At 43.2% G+C, this 19,236-nt stretch carries 15 protein-coding genes, 1 tRNA gene and 1 pseudogene; 9 read left to right on the top strand and 8 right to left on the bottom strand.

What is annotated here, in order from left to right; genetic code table 11:
• Window positions 1-60: 60 nt before the first annotated feature.
• The 8 genes from AACM02_RS07130 to AACM02_RS07095 all read right to left on the bottom strand — a co-directional run bounded on the left by AACM02_RS07130 (window position 61) and on the right by AACM02_RS07095 (window position 7,090).
• Window positions 61-495, bottom strand: coding sequence for a SufE family protein (locus AACM02_RS07130; RefSeq protein ID WP_332457346.1), 435 nt, complete (start codon window positions 493-495; stop codon window positions 61-63).
• Window positions 492-1,517: a M28 family peptidase gene (locus AACM02_RS07125; RefSeq protein WP_339116502.1), complete on the bottom strand. Its 1,026-nt coding sequence runs from the start codon at window positions 1,515-1,517 to the stop codon at window positions 492-494. The genes AACM02_RS07130 and AACM02_RS07125 overlap by 4 nt, the downstream gene beginning before the upstream one ends.
• Entirely contained in the window at window positions 1,517-3,031 is a 1,515-nt protein-coding gene (locus tag AACM02_RS07120; protein ID WP_339116501.1) for a potassium/proton antiporter, read from the bottom strand. Before AACM02_RS07120 ends, AACM02_RS07125 begins: the two co-directional genes overlap by 1 nt.
• A gap of 9 nt (window positions 3,032-3,040) precedes the next feature.
• Window positions 3,041-3,949, bottom strand: coding sequence for an LD-carboxypeptidase (locus AACM02_RS07115; RefSeq protein ID WP_339116500.1), 909 nt, complete (start codon window positions 3,947-3,949; stop codon window positions 3,041-3,043).
• A gap of 12 nt (window positions 3,950-3,961) precedes the next feature.
• Window positions 3,962-5,920 carry a DNA topoisomerase (ATP-hydrolyzing) subunit B gene (gyrB, locus tag AACM02_RS07110; RefSeq protein WP_339116499.1) on the bottom strand — a complete coding sequence of 653 codons (1,959 nt, stop codon included), beginning with the start codon at window positions 5,918-5,920 and terminating at the stop codon, window positions 3,962-3,964.
• 146 nt (window positions 5,921-6,066) lie between these two features.
• Window positions 6,067-6,372, bottom strand: a complete 306-nt coding sequence (locus AACM02_RS07105; protein ID WP_339116498.1) for a Dabb family protein — start codon at window positions 6,370-6,372, stop codon at window positions 6,067-6,069.
• Between the two features lie 359 nt (window positions 6,373-6,731).
• Window positions 6,732-6,986 (bottom strand): 30S ribosomal protein S20, encoded by a 255-nt coding sequence (rpsT, locus tag AACM02_RS07100; protein WP_332457352.1) that lies wholly within the window; start codon window positions 6,984-6,986, stop codon window positions 6,732-6,734.
• Between the two features lie 32 nt (window positions 6,987-7,018).
• A tRNA-Glu gene (locus AACM02_RS07095) sits at window positions 7,019-7,090 on the bottom strand.
• Between the two features lie 242 nt (window positions 7,091-7,332).
• Here AACM02_RS07095 and rpmH point away from each other — a divergent pair.
• The 9 genes and pseudogenes from rpmH to AACM02_RS07050 all read left to right on the top strand — a co-directional run bounded on the left by rpmH (window position 7,333) and on the right by AACM02_RS07050 (window position 19,225).
• Window positions 7,333-7,473 (top strand): 50S ribosomal protein L34, encoded by a 141-nt coding sequence (gene rpmH / locus AACM02_RS07090; protein ID WP_332457353.1) that lies wholly within the window; start codon window positions 7,333-7,335, stop codon window positions 7,471-7,473.
• Between the two features lie 159 nt (window positions 7,474-7,632).
• Complete coding sequence (locus AACM02_RS07085) at window positions 7,633-8,307, top strand: PASTA domain-containing protein (RefSeq protein ID WP_332457354.1); 675 nt, start codon at window positions 7,633-7,635, stop codon at window positions 8,305-8,307.
• Window positions 8,291-9,439, top strand: a complete 1,149-nt coding sequence (locus AACM02_RS07080) for an RluA family pseudouridine synthase (RefSeq protein ID WP_339116497.1) — start codon at window positions 8,291-8,293, stop codon at window positions 9,437-9,439. Before AACM02_RS07085 ends, AACM02_RS07080 begins: the two co-directional genes overlap by 17 nt.
• Before the next feature lie 11 nt (window positions 9,440-9,450).
• Window positions 9,451-10,434 (top strand): D-alanine--D-alanine ligase, encoded by a 984-nt coding sequence (locus AACM02_RS07075; protein WP_339116496.1) that lies wholly within the window; start codon window positions 9,451-9,453, stop codon window positions 10,432-10,434.
• Window positions 10,435-10,437: 3 nt separating this feature from the next.
• Window positions 10,438-11,601 (top strand): acyltransferase, encoded by a 1,164-nt coding sequence (locus AACM02_RS07070; protein ID WP_339116495.1) that lies wholly within the window; start codon window positions 10,438-10,440, stop codon window positions 11,599-11,601.
• A 7-nt stretch (window positions 11,602-11,608) separates the two neighbouring features.
• Window positions 11,609-12,217: a NigD-like C-terminal domain-containing protein gene (locus tag AACM02_RS07065; RefSeq protein ID WP_339116494.1), complete on the top strand. Its 609-nt coding sequence runs from the start codon at window positions 11,609-11,611 to the stop codon at window positions 12,215-12,217.
• A 429-nt stretch (window positions 12,218-12,646) separates the two neighbouring features.
• Window positions 12,647-14,961 (top strand): annotated as a pseudogene (locus AACM02_RS07060) (glycosyl hydrolase); the annotation flags it as partial.
• Between the two features lie 9 nt (window positions 14,962-14,970).
• On the top strand, window positions 14,971-15,813 hold the full coding sequence (locus AACM02_RS07055; protein ID WP_339117441.1) for a glycosylhydrolase-like jelly roll fold domain-containing protein: 843 nt from the start codon (window positions 14,971-14,973) through the stop codon (window positions 15,811-15,813).
• 346 nt (window positions 15,814-16,159) lie between these two features.
• Window positions 16,160-19,225 carry a TonB-dependent receptor gene (locus AACM02_RS07050; RefSeq protein WP_339116493.1) on the top strand — a complete coding sequence of 1,022 codons (3,066 nt, stop codon included), beginning with the start codon at window positions 16,160-16,162 and terminating at the stop codon, window positions 19,223-19,225.
• Window positions 19,226-19,236 lie beyond the last annotated feature (11 nt).

Genomic DNA, 19,236 nt, shown 5'->3' with positions numbered 1-19,236 from the left:
GTCGTCATAAATAATAATAAGAATAAGAGTTGTTTCATATATTGGGTTTTGAGGGTTGAGTCATCTTTTTTCCGAATCGCTCTTTGCTTTATATGCCATAGCATAAAACCGGATTTGTTTGATCACGGAAAGCAACCCATTCGACCGGGTAGGAGAAAGGTGTTCAGTAAGTCCGATTTCCTTCATAAAGCGGAGGTCGGAAGCAAGGATTTCGTCGGGAGTACGGTGATTAAACACACGCAATACCAACGCTAACAAGCCTTTCACAATTACAGCGTCGCTTTCTGCCTGGAGGTACAATCTCCCGTCCCGGTAGTCAGTCTGCAGCCAAACACGACTCTGACAGCCTTGAATAATATTTTCGGGCACCTTGTACTTCTCGTCAAGTGGTGCCAGTTGATTTCCCTGCTCAATGATATAAGCGTATTTATCCATCCAGTCATCGTAGATGCTGAATTCATCGATAATCTCTTGTTCTGTTTCGTTGATTGTCATATGTTGTTTTCGTCTAATTCCCGGTAAACCACTTCCAGCACCGTTTGTCCGGTAGCCTGGAGCGTTGCCTTACTGATGTTGCGCATATCGTCGTTGTGCGTGTGCCAGTGTGGCGCAAAGCCATTGTCAGTATCCTTTAAATTAATGATGTTTGCACACGGAATACCCCGTTTCTCAATTACCGGCACGTGATCGTCGGTGATATAACTGCCGTTCCGTTGTACGAAAAATTTCCCGTATCCCATGTGGGAAGCGATGCTCCATATCTTTGACACGACATTCGACGCATACTGCATTGAATAGCCTTCGCGCAAGAATGTAGCGTTTGCTGCACCCACCATATCGAGTAAAATTCCGTACGAAGCCTTGTAATTGTCTTTGTGTGGATTTTCCGACCAATACCTGGATCCCACACACCACCATTCACCCGAAAGATAATTTTTATCGAATGCGGGCTGCCCCCAGTCTTCCAAATCAAAAAAGATGATGTCAACTCCTATCCCGGGAGGCTGCAGCTGCAGTTGGCGGGCAATCTCCAAAAGCACCCCTACTCCACTTGCTCCGTCGTCTGCACCGGGAATAGGGCTATCTTGTGTGTTGGGGTCAGGCTCTTCATCGGCGAACGGGCGACTGTCCCAATGGGCAAACAATAAAATACGTTTCTCTTTTTCGGGCTGAAAACTCCCGATAATGTTACGGATCTGAATGTTCTGTCCGTTATAATGCGTTACGTGGGCTTTTTGTTCAAAAATATCCGCACCGAAGGCAGCCAGTTTTTCCGATAGGTAGTCACCGCAAGCTTTATGTGCGGTCGTTCCTGGAACCCGTGGTCCGAAGCTGACTTGCTTTTCAACAAAACGGTATGCGCTGTCGGAATTAAAATCGGGGGATACTTTTGCATATGCGATTGCTGGCATTTCTTTACCTGCGTTCTTCTGTGACTGGCAAGAGTTGCACGATGCAGAAAAAACAAGGCCAACTCCCACTAGCAACACGATGAACAGTGAATTTAATTTTTCCATCAGTCGTTTTTCTGATAGGTGAAGTTGGAAATTCCGATGTTCTTGTACGTTTCTTTCAGCGCCTCCTCATCGTCCGAAATAACCAACAGCTTATCTCCATCCATGAGAGCCGTTTGTCCGGTAGGGACAAAAAACCGTTCACCTCTCTTCACCATCACCGCCAGCGTATTGTCGGGCAACGGCATCTCCATAAGGTTCTTGCCGTGTTTTAGCGTCTCTTCAGTAATGCTGATCTCAGTCATGGCCGATTTTATTTCTTCGGAGAACTCAACATCGAAATCCTCAAAACTTTTGTACTTGCTCGGCTTTTCCGCCAGCCCAAGCCATTTGGCCACTATGGGAAGTGAAGTACCCTGATACAACAAGGAAACGATGGTAATCACAAAGACGATATTAAACACTGTTCTTGCCCCGGGCACTCCTGCTGCCAACGGCAATATGGCAAAAATAATAGGTACGGCTCCGCGTAATCCCACCCATGAAATGTAGGCTTTGTCGCGAAATGAAATTCTTTTGAAAGGAATAAGGCAGAGGTAAACCGTGATGGGACGCGCAATAAAGATCATAAAAAGGGCAATGATAATGCCCGGAATCAACACCGGCACCAATTCACTGGGATTAACCAACAATCCCAGCGTCAGGAACAGGAGGATCTGACTCATCCAGGCAAATCCATCCATAAAACTCATCGATGTGCGTTTATGTGCAAACTTTGAGTTCCCGATGACCAACCCCGCGATATAAACCGCCAGGTATCCGTTGCCTTTCAGGTAGTAGGTCACTGCAAAAATAAATATTCCGGTAATAAGGAGCAAGACCGGATAGAGCGAAGTATTGTCCATTCGGATACGGTTGATGATGACTACCGAAAATCTCCCAAGGAAGTATCCCAGCAACGCTCCAACCACAAGCTGAACAACGATATTGACGGCTACCATCACATAATTGGGGTCGTTGCCCGAATTGATAAGACTGATAAAGGTAACCGTCAGCATATAAGCCATAGGGTCGTTACTCCCACTTTCCAACTCAAGTAACGGACGAAGATTATTCTTCAGCATAAGTCCTTTAGAACGGAGAATGCCGAAAACGGACGCAGAATCGGTAGAAGAAACCGTGGAAGCCAGCAACATGGCCGTCAGAAAACCCACTCCCAACCCGGAGTAAACCTGACCAGACAGCCACCAGGTAAAAACACCCGTAATAATGGCCGTAATAAATACGCCCAGCGTAGCCAAAACAACCCCAGGCTGAATAACCGGTTTTATTTCTCTGAACTTTGTGTCCAGGCCTCCGGAAAAAAGGATAATTGTCAAACAAACGGTTCCAATGGCCTGTGCTATTTGAATGTTCTCGAAATTAAGTCCGAATCCATCCCCTCCGAAAATCATTCCTACCAACAGGAAGAGTAGCAAAACCGGAACACCGAATTTATGCCCGGCTTTTCCCACCAGCATACTTACGAAAAAAAGAAAAGAACCAATAAGCAATATAAGTTCAGTTGAAACCTCCATCTTTTTGCTTTAAGATTGTTTGAATATAAGTTGATCCTCTTTGACAACAAGCTTTGCCGTCTTTCCCATCACAAGCGGGAAGTTGTGCTTCACGTGTCCTGCCGGGAAGTCGAAACAAACCGGAAAATCATATCCCGTCACAACGGATGCGATGGATTCGTAAAGCGCTGAATACATATCGTTGTCTTCGGTATAATCGCTGAACTGACCTACGATCAATCCCGATATCCGGTCGAAGATACCTGCAAGTTTAAGTTGATTGATGTACCGGTCGATCTTGTAAGGCTCTTCGCCAATATCCTCGATAAACAAAATGCCGTTTTTGGGTAAATAGGCAAATCGTGTACCTAGAATACCGCAAAAAACCGAAAGGTTTCCGCCAAATAACCTTCCGGAGGCTTTGCCTTTCCGGTTGAGGTAAGCATACTTTGCGACGGGAATATCGTAGAAAACGGGTTCTCCGGCAAGTATGGCTTTGGTGAAACGAACAGAAATGTCACCCGGGCCTTCCTCGGCAAAATGCTTGGCCATAGGCCCGTGGACAGACATAATCCCATGTTGCTGCAACGTTGCATGCAAAACGGTAATATCGCTATAACCGACAACCCATTTCGGGTACTGTCTTATACCTGTAAAGTCGAGTTTATCCAGCAGATGTACAGTTCCGTATCCTCCGCGCGAACAGAAAATCAACTTCACCTCAGGGTCGTCCATGGCTCGCTGCAGGTCTGCTAGCCGTTGCTCCACGAAGCCGCTGAAACGTCCGGTCCTGCACAATGCATTTTCGGAAATCTCCACCCCCAATCCCCAATCACAAAGTAAGTCTGCTGCCTTTGCCACCAGCCCGGCATCTATCTTCCCGGCAGGTGAAAGGATAACTGCCTTATCACCGGTTTGTAATATTGGGGGTTGGAGCATACAATCCCAGTTTTATGCGTCAATGTGCGCGTAAGTAGCATTCTCTTCGATAAACTCCCGGCGTGGAGCAACATCTTCACCCATCAGCATGGAGAAGATTATATCGGCATCCGCCGCATTTTCGATGGTTACCTGACGGAGCGTACGTTTTTCGGGATTCATTGTTGTTTCCCAAAGCTGCTCGGCATTCATCTCTCCCAACCCTTTGTATCGTTGAGAATGAACTGCGTTCTCATTTCCATCGGCATATTTGTCGATAAATGCCTGGCGTTGACGGTCATCCCAGCAATACTCTTCGATTTTGCCTTTCTTGCACAGATAGAGCGGCGGAGTGGCAATATAGACATACCCGTTCTCGATAAGTGGCTTCATATACCGGAAAAAGAAAGTCAGGATAAGCGTGGCAATGTGGCTTCCGTCCACGTCGGCATCAGTCATGATCACCACCTTGTGGTACCTGAGTTTTTCGATATTCAACGCTTTGGAATCTTCTTCCGTTCCGATAGTTACCCCTAAAGCCGTGTAAATATTTCTGATCTCTTCATTTTCGAAAACCCGGTGGGTCATCACTTTCTCCACATTCAGGATTTTTCCGCGCAACGGAAGGATGGCCTGAAACATACGGTCGCGGCCCTGTTTGGCTGTTCCCCCTGCAGAATCTCCTTCGACGATGAAAATTTCGCATTTCTCAGCATCCTTGTCGGAACAGTCGGCCAACTTTCCGGGAAGTCCTCCACCCGACAACGGTGATTTCCGCTGAATCAGCTCGCGTGCCTTTCGTGCAGCGTGGCGTGCCGTAGCAGCAAGAATAACCTTTTCCACAATAATTTTTGCTTCTTTTGGGTGCTCCTCCAGGTAATTGTTCAATGCTTCTCCAGTAGCCTGATCTACAGCGCCGATCACCTCACTGTTTCCCAGTTTGGTTTTTGTTTGCCCCTCGAATTGCGGTTCGGCTACTTTTACCGACAACACGGCTGTAAGCCCTTCACGAAAGTCATCACCGCTGATTTCCACCTTTACCTTTTCCAGCATCTTGGAATCCTCGGCATATTTCTTCAGTGTGCGCGAAAGTCCTCTTCTGAAGCCGGTAAGGTGTGTACCTCCTTCGATGGTGTTGATGTTATTTACGTAAGAGAATATATTTTCGTTGTACGTGGAATTGTACGTCATCGCTATTTCGATGGGAATGCCCTGTTTTTCGGTTACAATGTGAATGGGCTCCGAAATGAGCGGCTCCTTGGCCTTGTCGATATAACGAACAAACTCTTCCAGCCCGTTTTCGGAATAAAAACGTTCCGTTTTAAACGTACCGTCTTCCCGGGGCGTTCTTTTATCGGTAAGGGTCAACGTTACCCCGGCATTCAAAAAAGCCAGTTCACGAAGTCGTGTAGCCAAAATGTCATAGCGGTATTCTGAAACGATAAAGATAGTATCATCGGGTTTAAAGGTGATTATGGTCCCGGTTTTATCGGTCTGCCCGATCACTTGCACGTCGGAATAAGGCTTTCCGCGCGAATATTCCTGCACATGAATTTTTCCGTCCCGATGAATTTCGGCTTTGAGATGCATCGAAAGGGCATTCACACACGATACGCCCACACCGTGCAAACCGCCCGAAACCTTGTACGTTCCCTTGTCAAACTTTCCCCCGGCGTGAAGTACGGTAAGCACGACTTCCAACGCCGATTTTTTTTCCTTTTCGTGGTAATCCACCGGAATTCCGCGCCCGTTATCGGTAACAGTAATGGAATTATCCTCATTGATGGTTACATTTATTTCATTGCAATATCCGGCAAGTGCTTCGTCAATGGAATTGTCAACCACCTCGTAAACCAGGTGATGAAATCCTTTTTCGCTTACGTCTCCGATATACATAGCCGGGCGTTTGCGAACCGCTTCCAACCCTTCAAGTACCTGAATGTTTTGCGCGGAATAATTTCCGCTTGCCGATTTTTTTTCTTCTTCTGTCATTTTTATCCTTTAAATATCTCTCTGAGAATTTATAATTTATCCCTATCCGTTTTTTGGTTAAAAAACCGAACAAATATACGAAAAATTCGCCGTCCTGCCAACCGTTTTTCGTTTTTTTAGCAGAGGGAAAACTATTGAAAAGCCGTTTAAAATTCGCAATCGATAGCTGCACGGCCAATCCGCACCTTACCAATAAACGCCCCTACTTTCTGGTGTTCCGGATGCGAAATATAGGTATGTAAATCATCCAGGTTCCTGAACTCGCTGTCGAGCATAATATCGTAGTTACCCGCAGGAGCATCGGCATGATTTATCGATACCTCCATTTTTAAAATTTCGGGAATTAAATCTTTCAGTGCCTCGAGGCGCTGCTTGATTATTACCGCATTTGCGGCTTTTGAGTTACCTTCGGCTTCTTCAGCCAGCTTAAAGAGTACAATGTGCTTAATCATAAATTGGGTGCTTTAATTTATCCTGTCATCCTAGCAAAATCTGGAGCTTAGACAAAACTCAAAATTACTAAAAAAATATTGCCTGAGAAAATCGAAAAAGTTTCTCGTTTTTTCGTAACTTTGTTTCAATCACAAATCAATTAAACAGCTATGAATATAGGAACAATTATCACCATCGTAGGCATCGCAGTGATCGCATTGGCGTTTTATCAATACTACAATGCCAGTAAGAAAAGAAGGCGAAAATACAAAGGCAGAAAGTAAACGCAATGAAAAGCAACTGCCATTATCAGGTATAGGCTAAAAAAAAACCGGACACACTTGTGACCGGCTCCGTTTATTCTTAACAGATAAAAAAATCAGTTCAACTTGCTGATGTGAGCAGCTAATTTAGCCTTTAAATTATTGGCTTTGTTTTGATGAATAACTTTCTTTTTTGCCAGTTTATCCAACATTGAGCAAACCCCCGGATACATGGCTGCAGCCTCTTCCTTTGAGGTCAAAGCGCGCAACGCGCGTACCGAATTTCTGGTTGTGCGTGAAACGTAACGATTTGATAAACGACGAACTTTTGTTTGTCTGATCCTTTTTTCTGCTGATTTGTGATTTGCCATTATTGTTTGACTTGTTTAAATCTTTTTTATTGTAGCCCATAGGGGAATCGAACCCCTCTTTCAAGAATGAAAATCTTGCGTCCTAACCGATAGACGAATGGGCCATTTGAGTTGCGAACCCGAAAGAAAAATTAACCTTTCCTCAAATTGCGAGTGCAAAGATAGAACCTTTTTTGAGACCGACAAAATTTTGCCCGATTTTTTTCTCAAAAAAGCAACAAATTTATACCTTGATTATAAAAAAACAAAGCTATACAGAATTTTAAGTCCAATAAATTGGATATTTGAAAAATAATTTCTAATTTTGCACCCCAATATTTAAGCAACAAATAAAACATCAGATAAAATGAAAAGAACATTTCAACCCTCAAACAGAAAGAGAAGAAACAAACACGGGTTCCTTTCGAGAATGGCGACCAAGAACGGAAGAAAAGTATTGGCCTCTCGCCGTGCTAAAGGAAGAGTAAGATTGACCGTATCCGATTAATCCGAAAAAGGCCTTTTATGGGAAGCAGGAATATGTGATGCATATTCCTGCTTTTTTTGTTGTGTTCCGCATATACTCCAAACTCTTTGTCCGGAAAAGACAAAGGCAACCATTTTTTTTGTACTTTTGCAATGAAATTTCAACATCATATTCAACTATATGAGCACAAAACCGACTAGTAAAAAATTTCCGGGCAACAACATTCTCCTCAACGTAGTAGCCATTGGCGTTGTAGCTATTTTGTTGTTCGTCCTCACCCTACTTTTTCTGAATGTATACACCCGTCACGGACAAAACGTGGTGGTTCCTCAGCTACAGGGATTTCAGGAAGAGGAAGCCGAAGCTATTTTGAAATCCAAAGGGTTGGACATTCAGGTCGTTGACTCGATTTACAAAAAGGACGCTGTTCCCGGTTCGATTATTGATCAAACACCCAAGCCGAACAACAAAGTAAAGGAAGGCCGGGATATATATGTCACCATTTACGCCCGCAACCCGCAACAGGTTTCCGTTCCGGGGCTGGTTGATTTTTCCGCCCGACAGGCTATTGCACTGCTCAACTCCATCGGATTCACGCAAATTGCTATAGAAGAAATCCCCGCCCAGTATAGCGGATTGGTTATTTCGGTTGAATATCGGGGGAAAAAACTGATACCCGACGAGCAAATTCCTGCCGGATCACCTTTGAAATTGGTCGTAGGAAGCGGGATGTCAGAAGATTCGCTAAGCATAAACAGGGAAATTGTGGTTTCTCCCGGAGTTACCGGAACAATTCCCGATTCTTCACGAAATGTACCCGTAAAACCGTCCAACATGGATGAATCGTTCTTTTAAAAGAGGCGCGACAAGTTGCGAAGAGCTAAAACATGTACACGTGAAAGAAGAGGCCCCATACGATATTCAGGATTTTCCGGAAGATGAAGATGAGCTGACCGGCATTTCCGCGCAGGAAGAAAAGTTTGAACATTTTCGATTTGTAGCCGATAAAGGACAAAGTTTACTGCGAATCGACAAATTTTTATCGGACCGTATCGAAGGAATTTCACGAAACCGGATTCAGCAGGCTGCCGATGCTCTATGTATTTTGGTGAATGGTATTGCCGTAAAATCGAGCTATAGGGTCAAACCGCTGGATGTAGTCACGGTTGTGATGGATCGCCCGCGAAGGGAGCTGGAAATACTTCCGGAAGATATTCCGCTCAACATCGTTTACGAAGATAACGACCTTATGGTTATCAACAAACCTCCCGGTATGGTAGTACACCCTGGGCACGGTAACTATACAGGTACATTGGTTAACGCGATAGCGTTTCATTTGAAATACGAACACGGCATGGATATGACCGACCCGCGCCTGGGACTGGTACACCGCATCGACAAGGATACATCGGGCTTGTTACTTATTGCTAAAACACCCGATGCCAAAACATACCTTTCCGCACAATTTTTCAACAAAACCACTAAAAGGAGATATACGGCACTGGTGTGGGGAAACGTTACCAGCGATGAAGGCACCATTACCGGGAATATCGGTCGTAACCCAAAAGACCGGATGCAGATGCGCGTTTTCACCGATGGCGAACAAGGAAAGCCTGCGGTTACTCACTACAAGGTACTGGAAAGATTTGGTTACGTAACGCTTGTTCAGTGCGAGCTGGAAACAGGCCGCACACATCAGATACGTGTACACATGAAACACATCGGACACACGCTGTTCAACGACGAACGTTACGGGGGAAACGAAGTACTGCGCGGAACACATTTTGCAAAATACAAACAGTTCGTGTACAACTGTTTCACCGTTTGTCCGCGACAATGCCTGCACGCACAAACGCTCGGATTCATACATCCTCGTACAAGAAAGGAGATGTTTTTTGAGAGCGAACTGCCGCAGGATATGCAGGAGGTTATTGGTCGTTGGCGCACATATACGGCTGCAAGGGAAACGGGAGAACAACAGATATAAATGCATAAAATATGAAAAAGAACATTGCCATCATATGGGGAGGCTATTCGTCTGAAAAGGAAGTTTCAGAGAGAAGCGCCCGGGGCATTTACTCTTTTATTGATAAAAGCAGGTATAACCTTTATAAGGTAAAAATTGATAAAGAAGTCTGGGAAGCGGAATACGGAAACGAAACTTTTCCCATCGACAAGAACGATTTCAGCTTCGCGGCGAATGGAACAAGAACAGCGTTTGATTTTGCCTACATCACCATTCACGGCACCCCGGGGGAAGATGGTGTTTTACAGGGCTATCTCGATATGCTCAACATTCCCTACTCCAATTGTGGAGTGCTAGCATCTGCATTGACTTTCAGTAAATTCACATGCAACCACTTCCTGAAGAGCTTCGGGTTCAACGTGGCCGAATCGGTGATACTTCGTTCCAGGGAATCGTACGATACCGGATCGATCGTTCATCAATTAGGCCTCCCTCTATTTGTAAAGCCCAATATCGGCGGATCCAGCTTTGCTACGACCAAGGTAAAAGAGCTATCGCTCCTACAACAAGCTATAGAAGAGGCTTTTAATGAAGCTTCCGAAGTGATGGTCGAAAGTTTTATTGCAGGGACAGAGGTGACTTGCGGATGCTATCGGGCAGGAAATGGATTTCAGCATCTGCCGCTCACTGAAGTGGTTACCCGGAATGAGTTTTTCGATTATAACGCCAAATATAAAGGGGAAGTTGAAGAAATTACTCCGGCGCGGATTCCGGACGACATGGCAGCACAAGTTCAGGAACAGACCGAACGGATCTATCGACTTATCGGTGCAAAAGGTATCATCAGGGCAGATTACATCATTTCCGGCGGTATTCCCGTTCTACTCGAAGTAAATACTACACCCGGAATGACCGAGACCAGTTTTATACCTCAACAGGTACGCGCCGCCGGGCTCAACATTTCTGACGTGATGACCGATATTATTGAATACGAATATAACCGGTTAAAAAAATAAACTATGCAAAATTTCGATGATATCCGCCCTTTGTACGACGGCGAGGTCCCTTCAGTTATTCGGTCCCTTATCAACGATCCCTACTTTCGCAGAGCGGCCGAACCCCTGATCAAGCCAATAACGTGGGAAATATTTAGTGGTGCCATGCTCGCTTGCAAATCGATTAACGATTTTCAGCGAACCATCATTTATCCTTTTATGAAACAGCTTATTGCCAAAACTACATCAGAACTTACCGGTATAGGATTTGAAGAATTCAAAGACGGCTCAAGCCACATTTACATTTCCAACCACCGCGATATTGTACTGGATGCAGCTTTCCTCAATATTCTCTTTTTCGATAAAGGAATAGATACGTCGGAAATTGCCATCGGAGATAATTTACTGATATATAACTGGATTACTGATTTGGTAAGGCTTAACAAAAGTTTTATCGTGAAACGCCGCGTTTCAGTCCGTGAGATGCTGGATACCTCCAGACACCTGTCGGAGTATATTTTCGACACCATCACCCGTCGCCGTCAATCTGCTTGGATTGCCCAACGCGAAGGCCGCGCAAAAGATTCGGACGATAAGACCCAGGCAAGCCTGCTGAAGATGCTGACACTGTACAACAGCTCAAAGCCGGCTGAGGCACTCAGGTCGCTTGACATAATACCTCTTTCCATCACCTACGAATTTGATCCGTGCGATTACCTCAAAGCCAAAGAATACCAGCTTAAAAGAGACAACCCCGGATATAAAAAAAGCCAAGCCGACGATATCGAAAATATGCGAACGGGCATTTTGGGTTATAAAGGGAAAGTTTTTTTCAAGTTCGGAAACCGGATCAACGACACATTATCACGTATCGATGAAAAGACCAGCCGGGCACAGGTACTGGAAACTGTAACCCAGGCCATCGACAGGGAGATTTACAAAAACTACGTCTTTTTTCCGATGAACTACATTGCCTACGACCTGATGGAAAACAGCAACTTGTTTGCCGCCAGATATACCGATGAAGACAAGGCAGCTTTCGATAACTATATCGACGGGCAGATTGCAAAAATCGATATCCCCGGCAAAGACTACGGTTTTCTGCGTGAAAGGCTGATCGGGATGTACGGGAATACGGTGAAGAACTACGTTTCGGCGGAAAAAGCGGAGGGTACAGGGATAAAGTGATCAAATGATGAGATGGAGGTTTATCGCATACCTGATGGTTGTTTTTCTTATCGCTTTTGCATGTGAGAAAGAACCGGAGCGTATCGATAACTTCTTCGTAGAGTTTGCCACAGTAATAAAACCAGTTGAGCGGATAACGTTTCAACTGGATAACTTCAAGACCCTTATCCCGATTGAATTGAAAGATTATTCGGGCAAAAACGGGCAACGTGTCATTCTCAACTACACGCCTTTACGCGGCGACACGGTGAAAATCAACAGCGTTAACGATATTTTCACGGGGGTAGTCCAGGAAAGCAACGCCGTGACCAACCTCATCAAAGACCCTGTAAAAGTGCAAAGCGTCTGGGTAGGAGGAAACTACCTGAATCTGATCCTCGAAATAGAATACTTCGACAAAACTCACGTTATCGGATTGTTTCGCGATACGCAATCTTCCACTATCGATCTGCACTTCAGCCATTCAAAAGAAAACGATCCACCTGGATACACCCAGAAACTTTATGCTTCTTTCTCACTTTCCGCCATTAAATCCCCCAACGGTTCCCCCACCCCTTTCCGGTTTCATATCCAAACGCACACCGGCGTACGCGTATTCGAACTAAAAGTAACATGATCCACCCCCTCTATTTTTAACACATATTTACAGCAATAAACCTTGGATCCGGCCAGCAAAAACATTCAATTACTATATCATTTTTCACAGTTTTCATATTTTTAATAAGGAATTATTGTATCCCCCTACAGATTTCCGGGCAAATTTATCCTATTGCAAAAAACTTCCAATTGTAGTTTTGTATTTCTAACTTTTTTTAATTGCCTTTCGGGTTATAAAGAAGGGCAATATCGCATCTCGCTACATCATTAACATAAAAGTTCGAAAGATAAAATATCAAAAAAGACAGCTTATGTGTCATTTTAGTCAGTTTTCCAGTTGGAGGATATTTTATTTTTGTGACTTTCAAATCCGGCATTTATGAAATTCGGATTGTTATTATACTAATATCCTGTAAAAGAAAAGTTACTCATCCAAAACTCTTGCAACATGAAAATAAATAACAAAGCGGCAATCACAAACCCAAGTAAACAGATGCTGTTCGATTCAAAATTCATAATTATCCTCATTACTTTTTTCTTGATCAATGGTTGCAAAACCGAAAGAGATATTTACAAGACAACGTTTAAAACTTCATACTCTGAGTTATTGGATGATTTTAAGTCTCCACCTAACGATGCAAAAATAAGGGCTTATTGGTGGTGGCTCAACAGCAATGTGACGAAAGATTGTATAACCAAAGACCTGGAAGCCATGAAGAATAATGGATACGGCGGAGCAATGATCTTCGATGCCGGGTCTTCTGCTTATGATGTGGCACACAAAACAGAAGCGGGGCCGGCGTTTCTAAGCAAAGAATGGCTCGAACTTTTTGAGCACGCCGTCAGTGAGGCAGACCGGCTTGAATTGGAACTATCGATAAATGTCCAAAGCGGATGGAATCCGGGCGGGCCTTCCGTAACACCTGAACTTGCTTTAAAAAAAATAACCTGGAGCGAAATGACGATAAATGGCCCGGAAGCTGTTAACAGGGAATTGCCTCTCCCTCTCGGAGAAAATATCCTTGAGGATGTGAAAATTATTGCCGTAAAGCAATCAGGTGATACCGTTCCGCAATCCGACAGAATCAAAAACATAAAACTCAAAACTTTGGAACAGAGACTCGGCTCTGCCGGCATTTATCCCCTACATCTGCTGAGAGAGGACTTTGAGGGAAAAGGAAATCCGATAAATAAGAGTGATATAATAGATATTACGGAATACTTTGATGGAGAAAACCTTAAATGGAATGCACCTGACGGAACATGGTCTGTTCTTCGTTTTGTAATGATAAATACCGGCAAAGGAGTATCTACTGCCAGTGACGGATGGGAAGGATTGGCAATGGACCACCTGAATAAGGAGGCTTTGTTGAAATACAATCAAGATGTTATATCCAAGCTGATTCAGACTGCAGGAAAAGCGGGAAACTCATTAAAATTCATCCATACTGATAGCTGGGAAATGGGTGTTGCAAATTGGACAGATCACTTTATGCAAACATTTGAAAAAAGAAACGGCTATGACATGACTCCCTTTCTACCTGTTCTTACGGACCGCATTGTAATTAACCGGGAGGTTTCAAGCAGGTTTCTCCACGATTTTCGTCGCACCGTTGCAGATCTGGTGGCTGAGGAATTTTATCAAACATTCAGAGATATTGCCCACTCGAACAAACTGGGAACTCACCCCGAGTCAGGAGGCCCACATGCAGCTCCGATTGATGCGGTTCAAACCATGAAGTTTAATGATGTGCCTATGGGTGAATTTTGGATACGGTCTCAGACTTTTTTTACTAAAGAAGACCAACGTCTTTCCGTAAAACAAAGTGCGAGCGTTGCTCACATTTATGAAAACGGTTTGTTGCTGCTGAAGGTCCCACAAGCATTGGCCCACATTGGGAACGTCCTCCTAAAGATTGCAAGAATGATATCGACAGGATCTTTTGTTCGGGTGTTAACAGGATTGTATGGCATACATATACTGCTTCTCCTGATGAATATGGCGAACCCGGGAACGAGTACTTTGCAGGCACTCATCTGAATCGTCACGCTACATGGTGGAAAGAGTCAAAATCATTTGTTGAATACATGAACCGGGTATCATCTGTATTGTCGAAAGGCTTATTCAGAGCCGATGCCCTGTATTATTATGGAGATGATGCGCCAAATTTTATATTTCTAAAAGAAGAGGTTAATGATCTGGGGAAAGGCTACGATTGGGATAAATGCAGCTTTGACGTGTTGATGAATGATGTAAAAATAAAAGACGGGATGATTTTTCTTCCCGATGGGATGAACTATAAAATATTAGTACTCCCCAATGCCACATCAATCAAGGCTGAACTGTTAGTAAAACTTCAGGAACTTGTGGAAGACGGGATGATTCTGGTAGGGCCAAAACCCGGGAAAGCCACCGGTTTAAAGAACTATCCCATGTCTGATAAAACGGTAAAACTCCTTGCTGACAAGATGTGGGGAGATATTGACGGAAAAGAAATTGTTGTCAACAATTTCGGTAAAGGGAAGGTATTCTGGGGAATTTCGCCGGAAAAAGTGCTTCAATTACAGAACATACCTCCGGACTTTGGGTATGAGAGCGTGTATCCCGACACTCATCTGGACTATATTCACCGGTATACACCCTCTGAGGACATTTATTTCATAGCGAATCGTCTATCACGGCACGGGATAGATCATAATGAATATCATTATTTTACAGATCTGCCTGATCGATACGAAGAAACCGTCTGTAAATTCAGGGTCAGCGGTAAAGTGCCTGAGTTATGGGATCCCATAACAGGCAACGTTCAGGAAATTCCCGTTTATTACGAAAAGAACGGATATACACATGTGCCTTTGCATTTTACCCCTGAAGGCTCCAAAATTATTGTTTTCAGAAAAAAGAAACAAGACAGACACATTACAAAAATAGAAAGAAATGGAATAGAAATTTTTCCTGAATTGAGCCTGTCTGCTTCCACCTCCCCAAACTTTAAATTTCAGCAGGAACATAAAAAAATTTCCGGCCAGGTTCTGCACCCGGGAACGTATACACTTTCCTGGTCTGACAATGAGACGTCCTCTTTTACTGAAAAGAGCTCGTACGTAGAAAAAATTCTTGATAACCCGTGGGGATTGAGTTTTAACAGAGAATGGGCCCCCAAACAAAAGGTTGTTATGGACAGCCTGATGTTCTGGAGTGATTTACCCGATGAACTCATTAAATATTATTCCGGTTCGGCAGAATATTCAAGTACTTTTAACCTGAATGAAGATAACATTAAAGGGAAAAGCATATGTCTCGATTTGGGGAATGTTCAAGATATTGCCTCTGTAAGTATAAACGAAAAAAATGCGGGTGTTTGCTGGATTGCCCCTTTTACCGTTGACATAACACCCTATATTAAGGAGGGGAACAATAAAATTGTGATTACTGTAACAAATTCATGGGTAAACAGATTGATCGGAGACAGTTATCTCTCAAAAGAAGAACGTTTTACCCAAACTAACATCCAAAAATTTGAACGAGACAACAAAGAGGCCTTTTTCAGAAAATCTGGCCTGGGAGGAACTGTGAAATTAATTTTAACTAAAAATATAGCATTAACTAAATAAACTTAAGGTGTTTTGTGAAATATTTACAGAACCTATAAATAAAAAAAACAATTAACCTGCTGAGAGAAAAATCGCATTATATAATTAATCGACAATACCTTACACTCAATAATATTGGAACAAACAAGAATTTTGTCACATTAAATTCAAAATTTATATCAAAAAAGACAGTACAAGTGTCATTTTAATTAGGTTTCCCCCGATCACATCCATTATTTTTGCGGATCTAAATTTGTAAAAATTTATAAAAAATCTAATGTGCGATAAACGGCAATTCCATTTAATTGAAATACTCTAATTTGAAATTTAATTTAATCATGAACAATTTAAATTTAATAAACAACGAATGAAAAAGAAGAATTTTGCAATTTTATTTAGACGGACAATGGCAGTAACCATCATGTGTATGTTGTCCTCTTTTTTAATCTTTTCCCAGAATATTACGGTAAAGGGAAAAGTGATTGACGTAAACAAAGAGTCTTTGATAGGCGTAACTATTCAAGTACAAAACACATCAGTTGGAACAATAACTGATATTGACGGCAACTATATATTATCCAACGTACCGTCTAATGCTAAACTGGAAGTGTCCTATGTGGGGATGAAATCACAAATTATCGAGGTTGGAGGAAGAACATCGATAGACGTTATTTTAGAAACGGATACCGAACTGCTTGACGAAGTGGTTGTTGTTGCCTACGGTACACAAAAGGCACGTTCAGTGACTGGCGCCATGAGCAGAATAAATACTGACGAATTGGTTGACATGCCTGTTTCCAATATTACTCAAAAAATGCAAGGTAAATTTGCAGGTGTTCAAATTCTGAACAACTCCGGAGAACCCAACGGAAACCTGTCCATCAGGGTCAGGGGACAAGCTTCGATTAATGCAGGTAATAACCCGCTAGTTGTAATAGATGGATTCCCCAGCAGTTCAGGATTAGAAACACTGTCTCCCGATGAAATTGAATCTATTTCAATTTTGAAAGATGCCGCTTCAACCACATTGTATGGCTCACGCGCGGCGAATGGCGTTATCCTTGTCACTACAAAGCAGGGAAGATCCGGAAAAACGGAAATCACGTTTAATGCAAATTACGGGATTCAGGATGTGTCCAGCAGAGGAATGCCTGATGTAATGAACGCCCGCGAGTTCGCCCAATTCAAAAAGGAGTATTATGAAGATGCACAAAAATACGAAGGAAAAACAACTCCTGTACCTGAACAATATGCAAATCCTGCTTCGGTATCGGAAGGCACCGACTGGTATAAAGTGTTATTGAGAACAGCAAATTCCCAAAACTACAATTTGGGTTTACAAACCGGCACGGATGTGGTTAAATCGTCTGTGAATTTGAATTACAACAGCACTGAAGGAACTATCATAAACTCTTATGCAAACAGGTTCTCTGTTCGTTCAAACAATGAATTTAAAGCGTCTGACCGCATTATTTTCGGGATGAATTTATCTGCATCTTACATCGATCGCCAGGTGCAGGACGGAATCGGTATTGACAGGCAAATCATTGGATCTGCTTTCTTAATGGATCCGGCGTTGAAATACAAGAACGAAGATGGTACCTATCCCATTTCCTACTCTCCTCCGGGAATGTTTGGTAACGCGAATTATTACTTAGTTCTCAGAGACAGGCAGAACCCCGCCAAAACTATTCGCGGAACAGTAAACACTTACGCGCAGGTTGAACTGGCAGAAGGGCTGAAATACCGTATCAGTGCAAACGCCGATATGGGTAACTTCAGGCAGGAAAGATGGGTACCGTCATACGTAAGTGGTGGTATGTTTTCTGCACCCCCCAATCCGGCATATGGCTCGTACAACACTTTCAACTACGAAAACTGGCTGGTTGAAAATACCTTAACCTATCAAAAAACATTTAACGAAGTTCACGATTTCGACGTTCTCTTAGGTTATTCAGCTCAAAAATCCAAAGATATCTCCTCCACTATAAATGCATCCAACTATCCCAGCGACGAAATTGGTTTTTTCAATGCTGCACAAACAAAAGTTGGAAGCGGCGGAAAATCTGCATGGAGCATGTTGTCGTGGCTGTCGAGGTTCAACTACGAGTACATGAACCGCTACATCCTCTCCTTCTCTTACAGAAGGGATGGAAGTTCTCGTTTTGGAGCAAACGCCAGATGGGCCAACTTCCCCTCATTTTCTGCGGGTTGGGTGGCCAGCGAAGAAGGCTTCTTAAAAGATGTCAACAACTTGAGTTTTCTAAAATTGCGGGCCAGCTGGGGTAAGGTTGGTAACAACAATATCGGTAATTATACATCCATCGCCTCTGTAAACAACTATAACTATGTGCTAGACGGAACAATTGTTCCCGGCCGTCAGTTAGGAAATATCGGAAACAACAACCTGACCTGGGAAACTACTGAATCGTGGAACATTGGTGCTGATGTAAGTCTATACAAAGACCGCGTTTTCTTTATGTATGATTATTACAATAAAGTAACCAACGGATTACTTTACCAGATAGATATCCCTTATTCTTCAGGATTCTCCAACATACAATCCAACATTGGTGAATTCCGTTTCTGGGGGCATGAATTTACCTTGCAGACAAAAAATTTAACCGGTGCTTTTAAATGGTCGACTGACTTCAACATCACTTTCGACAGAAACAAAGCAGTTAAACTGGGAACAAACGATACCCCGATAGGCGGTTACAACAACCAGGTTGACTATAACAGAACAGCTGTTGGGAAACCGTTGGGTATGTTCTATGGATATGTATATGACGGCGTTTACATGACTCAGGAAGAGTATGATTCACAGCCCAAGCATGCCTCATCAACCGTTGGAACAGTTCGTATGAAAGACATCAACGGTGATAAAAAGATTGACTCGGCAGATAAAACATTTATTGGTAATCCGAATCCGGACTTCCTGTATGGATTAACCAACTCTTTCAGCTGGAATAACTTCGATGCAAGTGTGGTTATTTCGGGATCTGTAGGTAACGATATTATGGATGCAACTTACGAATGGACTGAAAACATTGACGCAGTATTTAACGTAAGAAAAGAAGTGGCAGAGAGATGGAGATCCGTAGAAAATCCAGGGAAAGGAAATATCCCCAGAACGCTTACGGGATCAACGGAACTGTTCCGTTATACCAACTCGAGATGGGTTTTTGATGGTTCCTACCTTATGGTTAAAAATCTAACATTGGGTTATAAAGTGCCGCTGAAGTCAAATCCATTCATCAAATCCCTGCGTTTTTACCTGACGGCTCAAAACCTGCTTACTCTGACTAAATATCCGGGCATGAATCCCGAAGTTAGCCGCAGCGGTACAGGCGGCCTTTCTTTCTACGGAGTGGATCATACGTCATATCCTGTGTCAAGGATTTACACAGCCGGGATCAATGTATCTTTTTAATAATAAATTTA

Origin of the sequence: Petrimonas sp. (assembly GCF_963921705.1) — a bacterium.
GTDB classification, from domain to species: domain Bacteria; phylum Bacteroidota; class Bacteroidia; order Bacteroidales; family Dysgonomonadaceae; genus Petrimonas; species Petrimonas sulfuriphila.
The sequence above is the reverse complement of the archived record's forward strand: the minus strand, read 5'-3'. Positions and strand labels throughout refer to the sequence as shown.

Excerpts from the sequence above, each read along its gene's own strand:
- AACM02_RS07130 (WP_332457346.1), bottom strand. The coding sequence starts at position 495 with ATGACAATCAACGAAACAGAACAAGAGATTATCGATGAATTCAGCATC.
- AACM02_RS07125 (WP_339116502.1), bottom strand. The coding sequence starts at position 1,517 with ATGGAAAAATTAAATTCACTGTTCATCGTGTTGCTAGTGGGAGTTGGC.
- AACM02_RS07120 (WP_339116501.1), bottom strand. The coding sequence starts at position 3,031 with ATGGAGGTTTCAACTGAACTTATATTGCTTATTGGTTCTTTTCTTTTT.
- AACM02_RS07115 (WP_339116500.1), bottom strand. The coding sequence starts at position 3,949 with ATGCTCCAACCCCCAATATTACAAACCGGTGATAAGGCAGTTATCCTT.
- gyrB (WP_339116499.1), bottom strand. The coding sequence starts at position 5,920 with ATGACAGAAGAAGAAAAAAAATCGGCAAGCGGAAATTATTCCGCGCAA.
- AACM02_RS07105 (WP_339116498.1), bottom strand. The coding sequence starts at position 6,372 with ATGATTAAGCACATTGTACTCTTTAAGCTGGCTGAAGAAGCCGAAGGT.
- rpsT (WP_332457352.1), bottom strand. The coding sequence starts at position 6,986 with ATGGCAAATCACAAATCAGCAGAAAAAAGGATCAGACAAACAAAAGTT.
- rpmH (WP_332457353.1), top strand. The coding sequence starts at position 7,333 with ATGAAAAGAACATTTCAACCCTCAAACAGAAAGAGAAGAAACAAACAC.
- AACM02_RS07085 (WP_332457354.1), top strand. The coding sequence starts at position 7,633 with ATGAGCACAAAACCGACTAGTAAAAAATTTCCGGGCAACAACATTCTC.
- AACM02_RS07080 (WP_339116497.1), top strand. The coding sequence starts at position 8,291 with ATGAATCGTTCTTTTAAAAGAGGCGCGACAAGTTGCGAAGAGCTAAAA.
- AACM02_RS07075 (WP_339116496.1), top strand. The coding sequence starts at position 9,451 with ATGAAAAAGAACATTGCCATCATATGGGGAGGCTATTCGTCTGAAAAG.
- AACM02_RS07070 (WP_339116495.1), top strand. The coding sequence starts at position 10,438 with ATGCAAAATTTCGATGATATCCGCCCTTTGTACGACGGCGAGGTCCCT.
- AACM02_RS07065 (WP_339116494.1), top strand. The coding sequence starts at position 11,609 with ATGAGATGGAGGTTTATCGCATACCTGATGGTTGTTTTTCTTATCGCT.
- AACM02_RS07050 (WP_339116493.1), top strand. The coding sequence starts at position 16,160 with ATGAAAAAGAAGAATTTTGCAATTTTATTTAGACGGACAATGGCAGTA.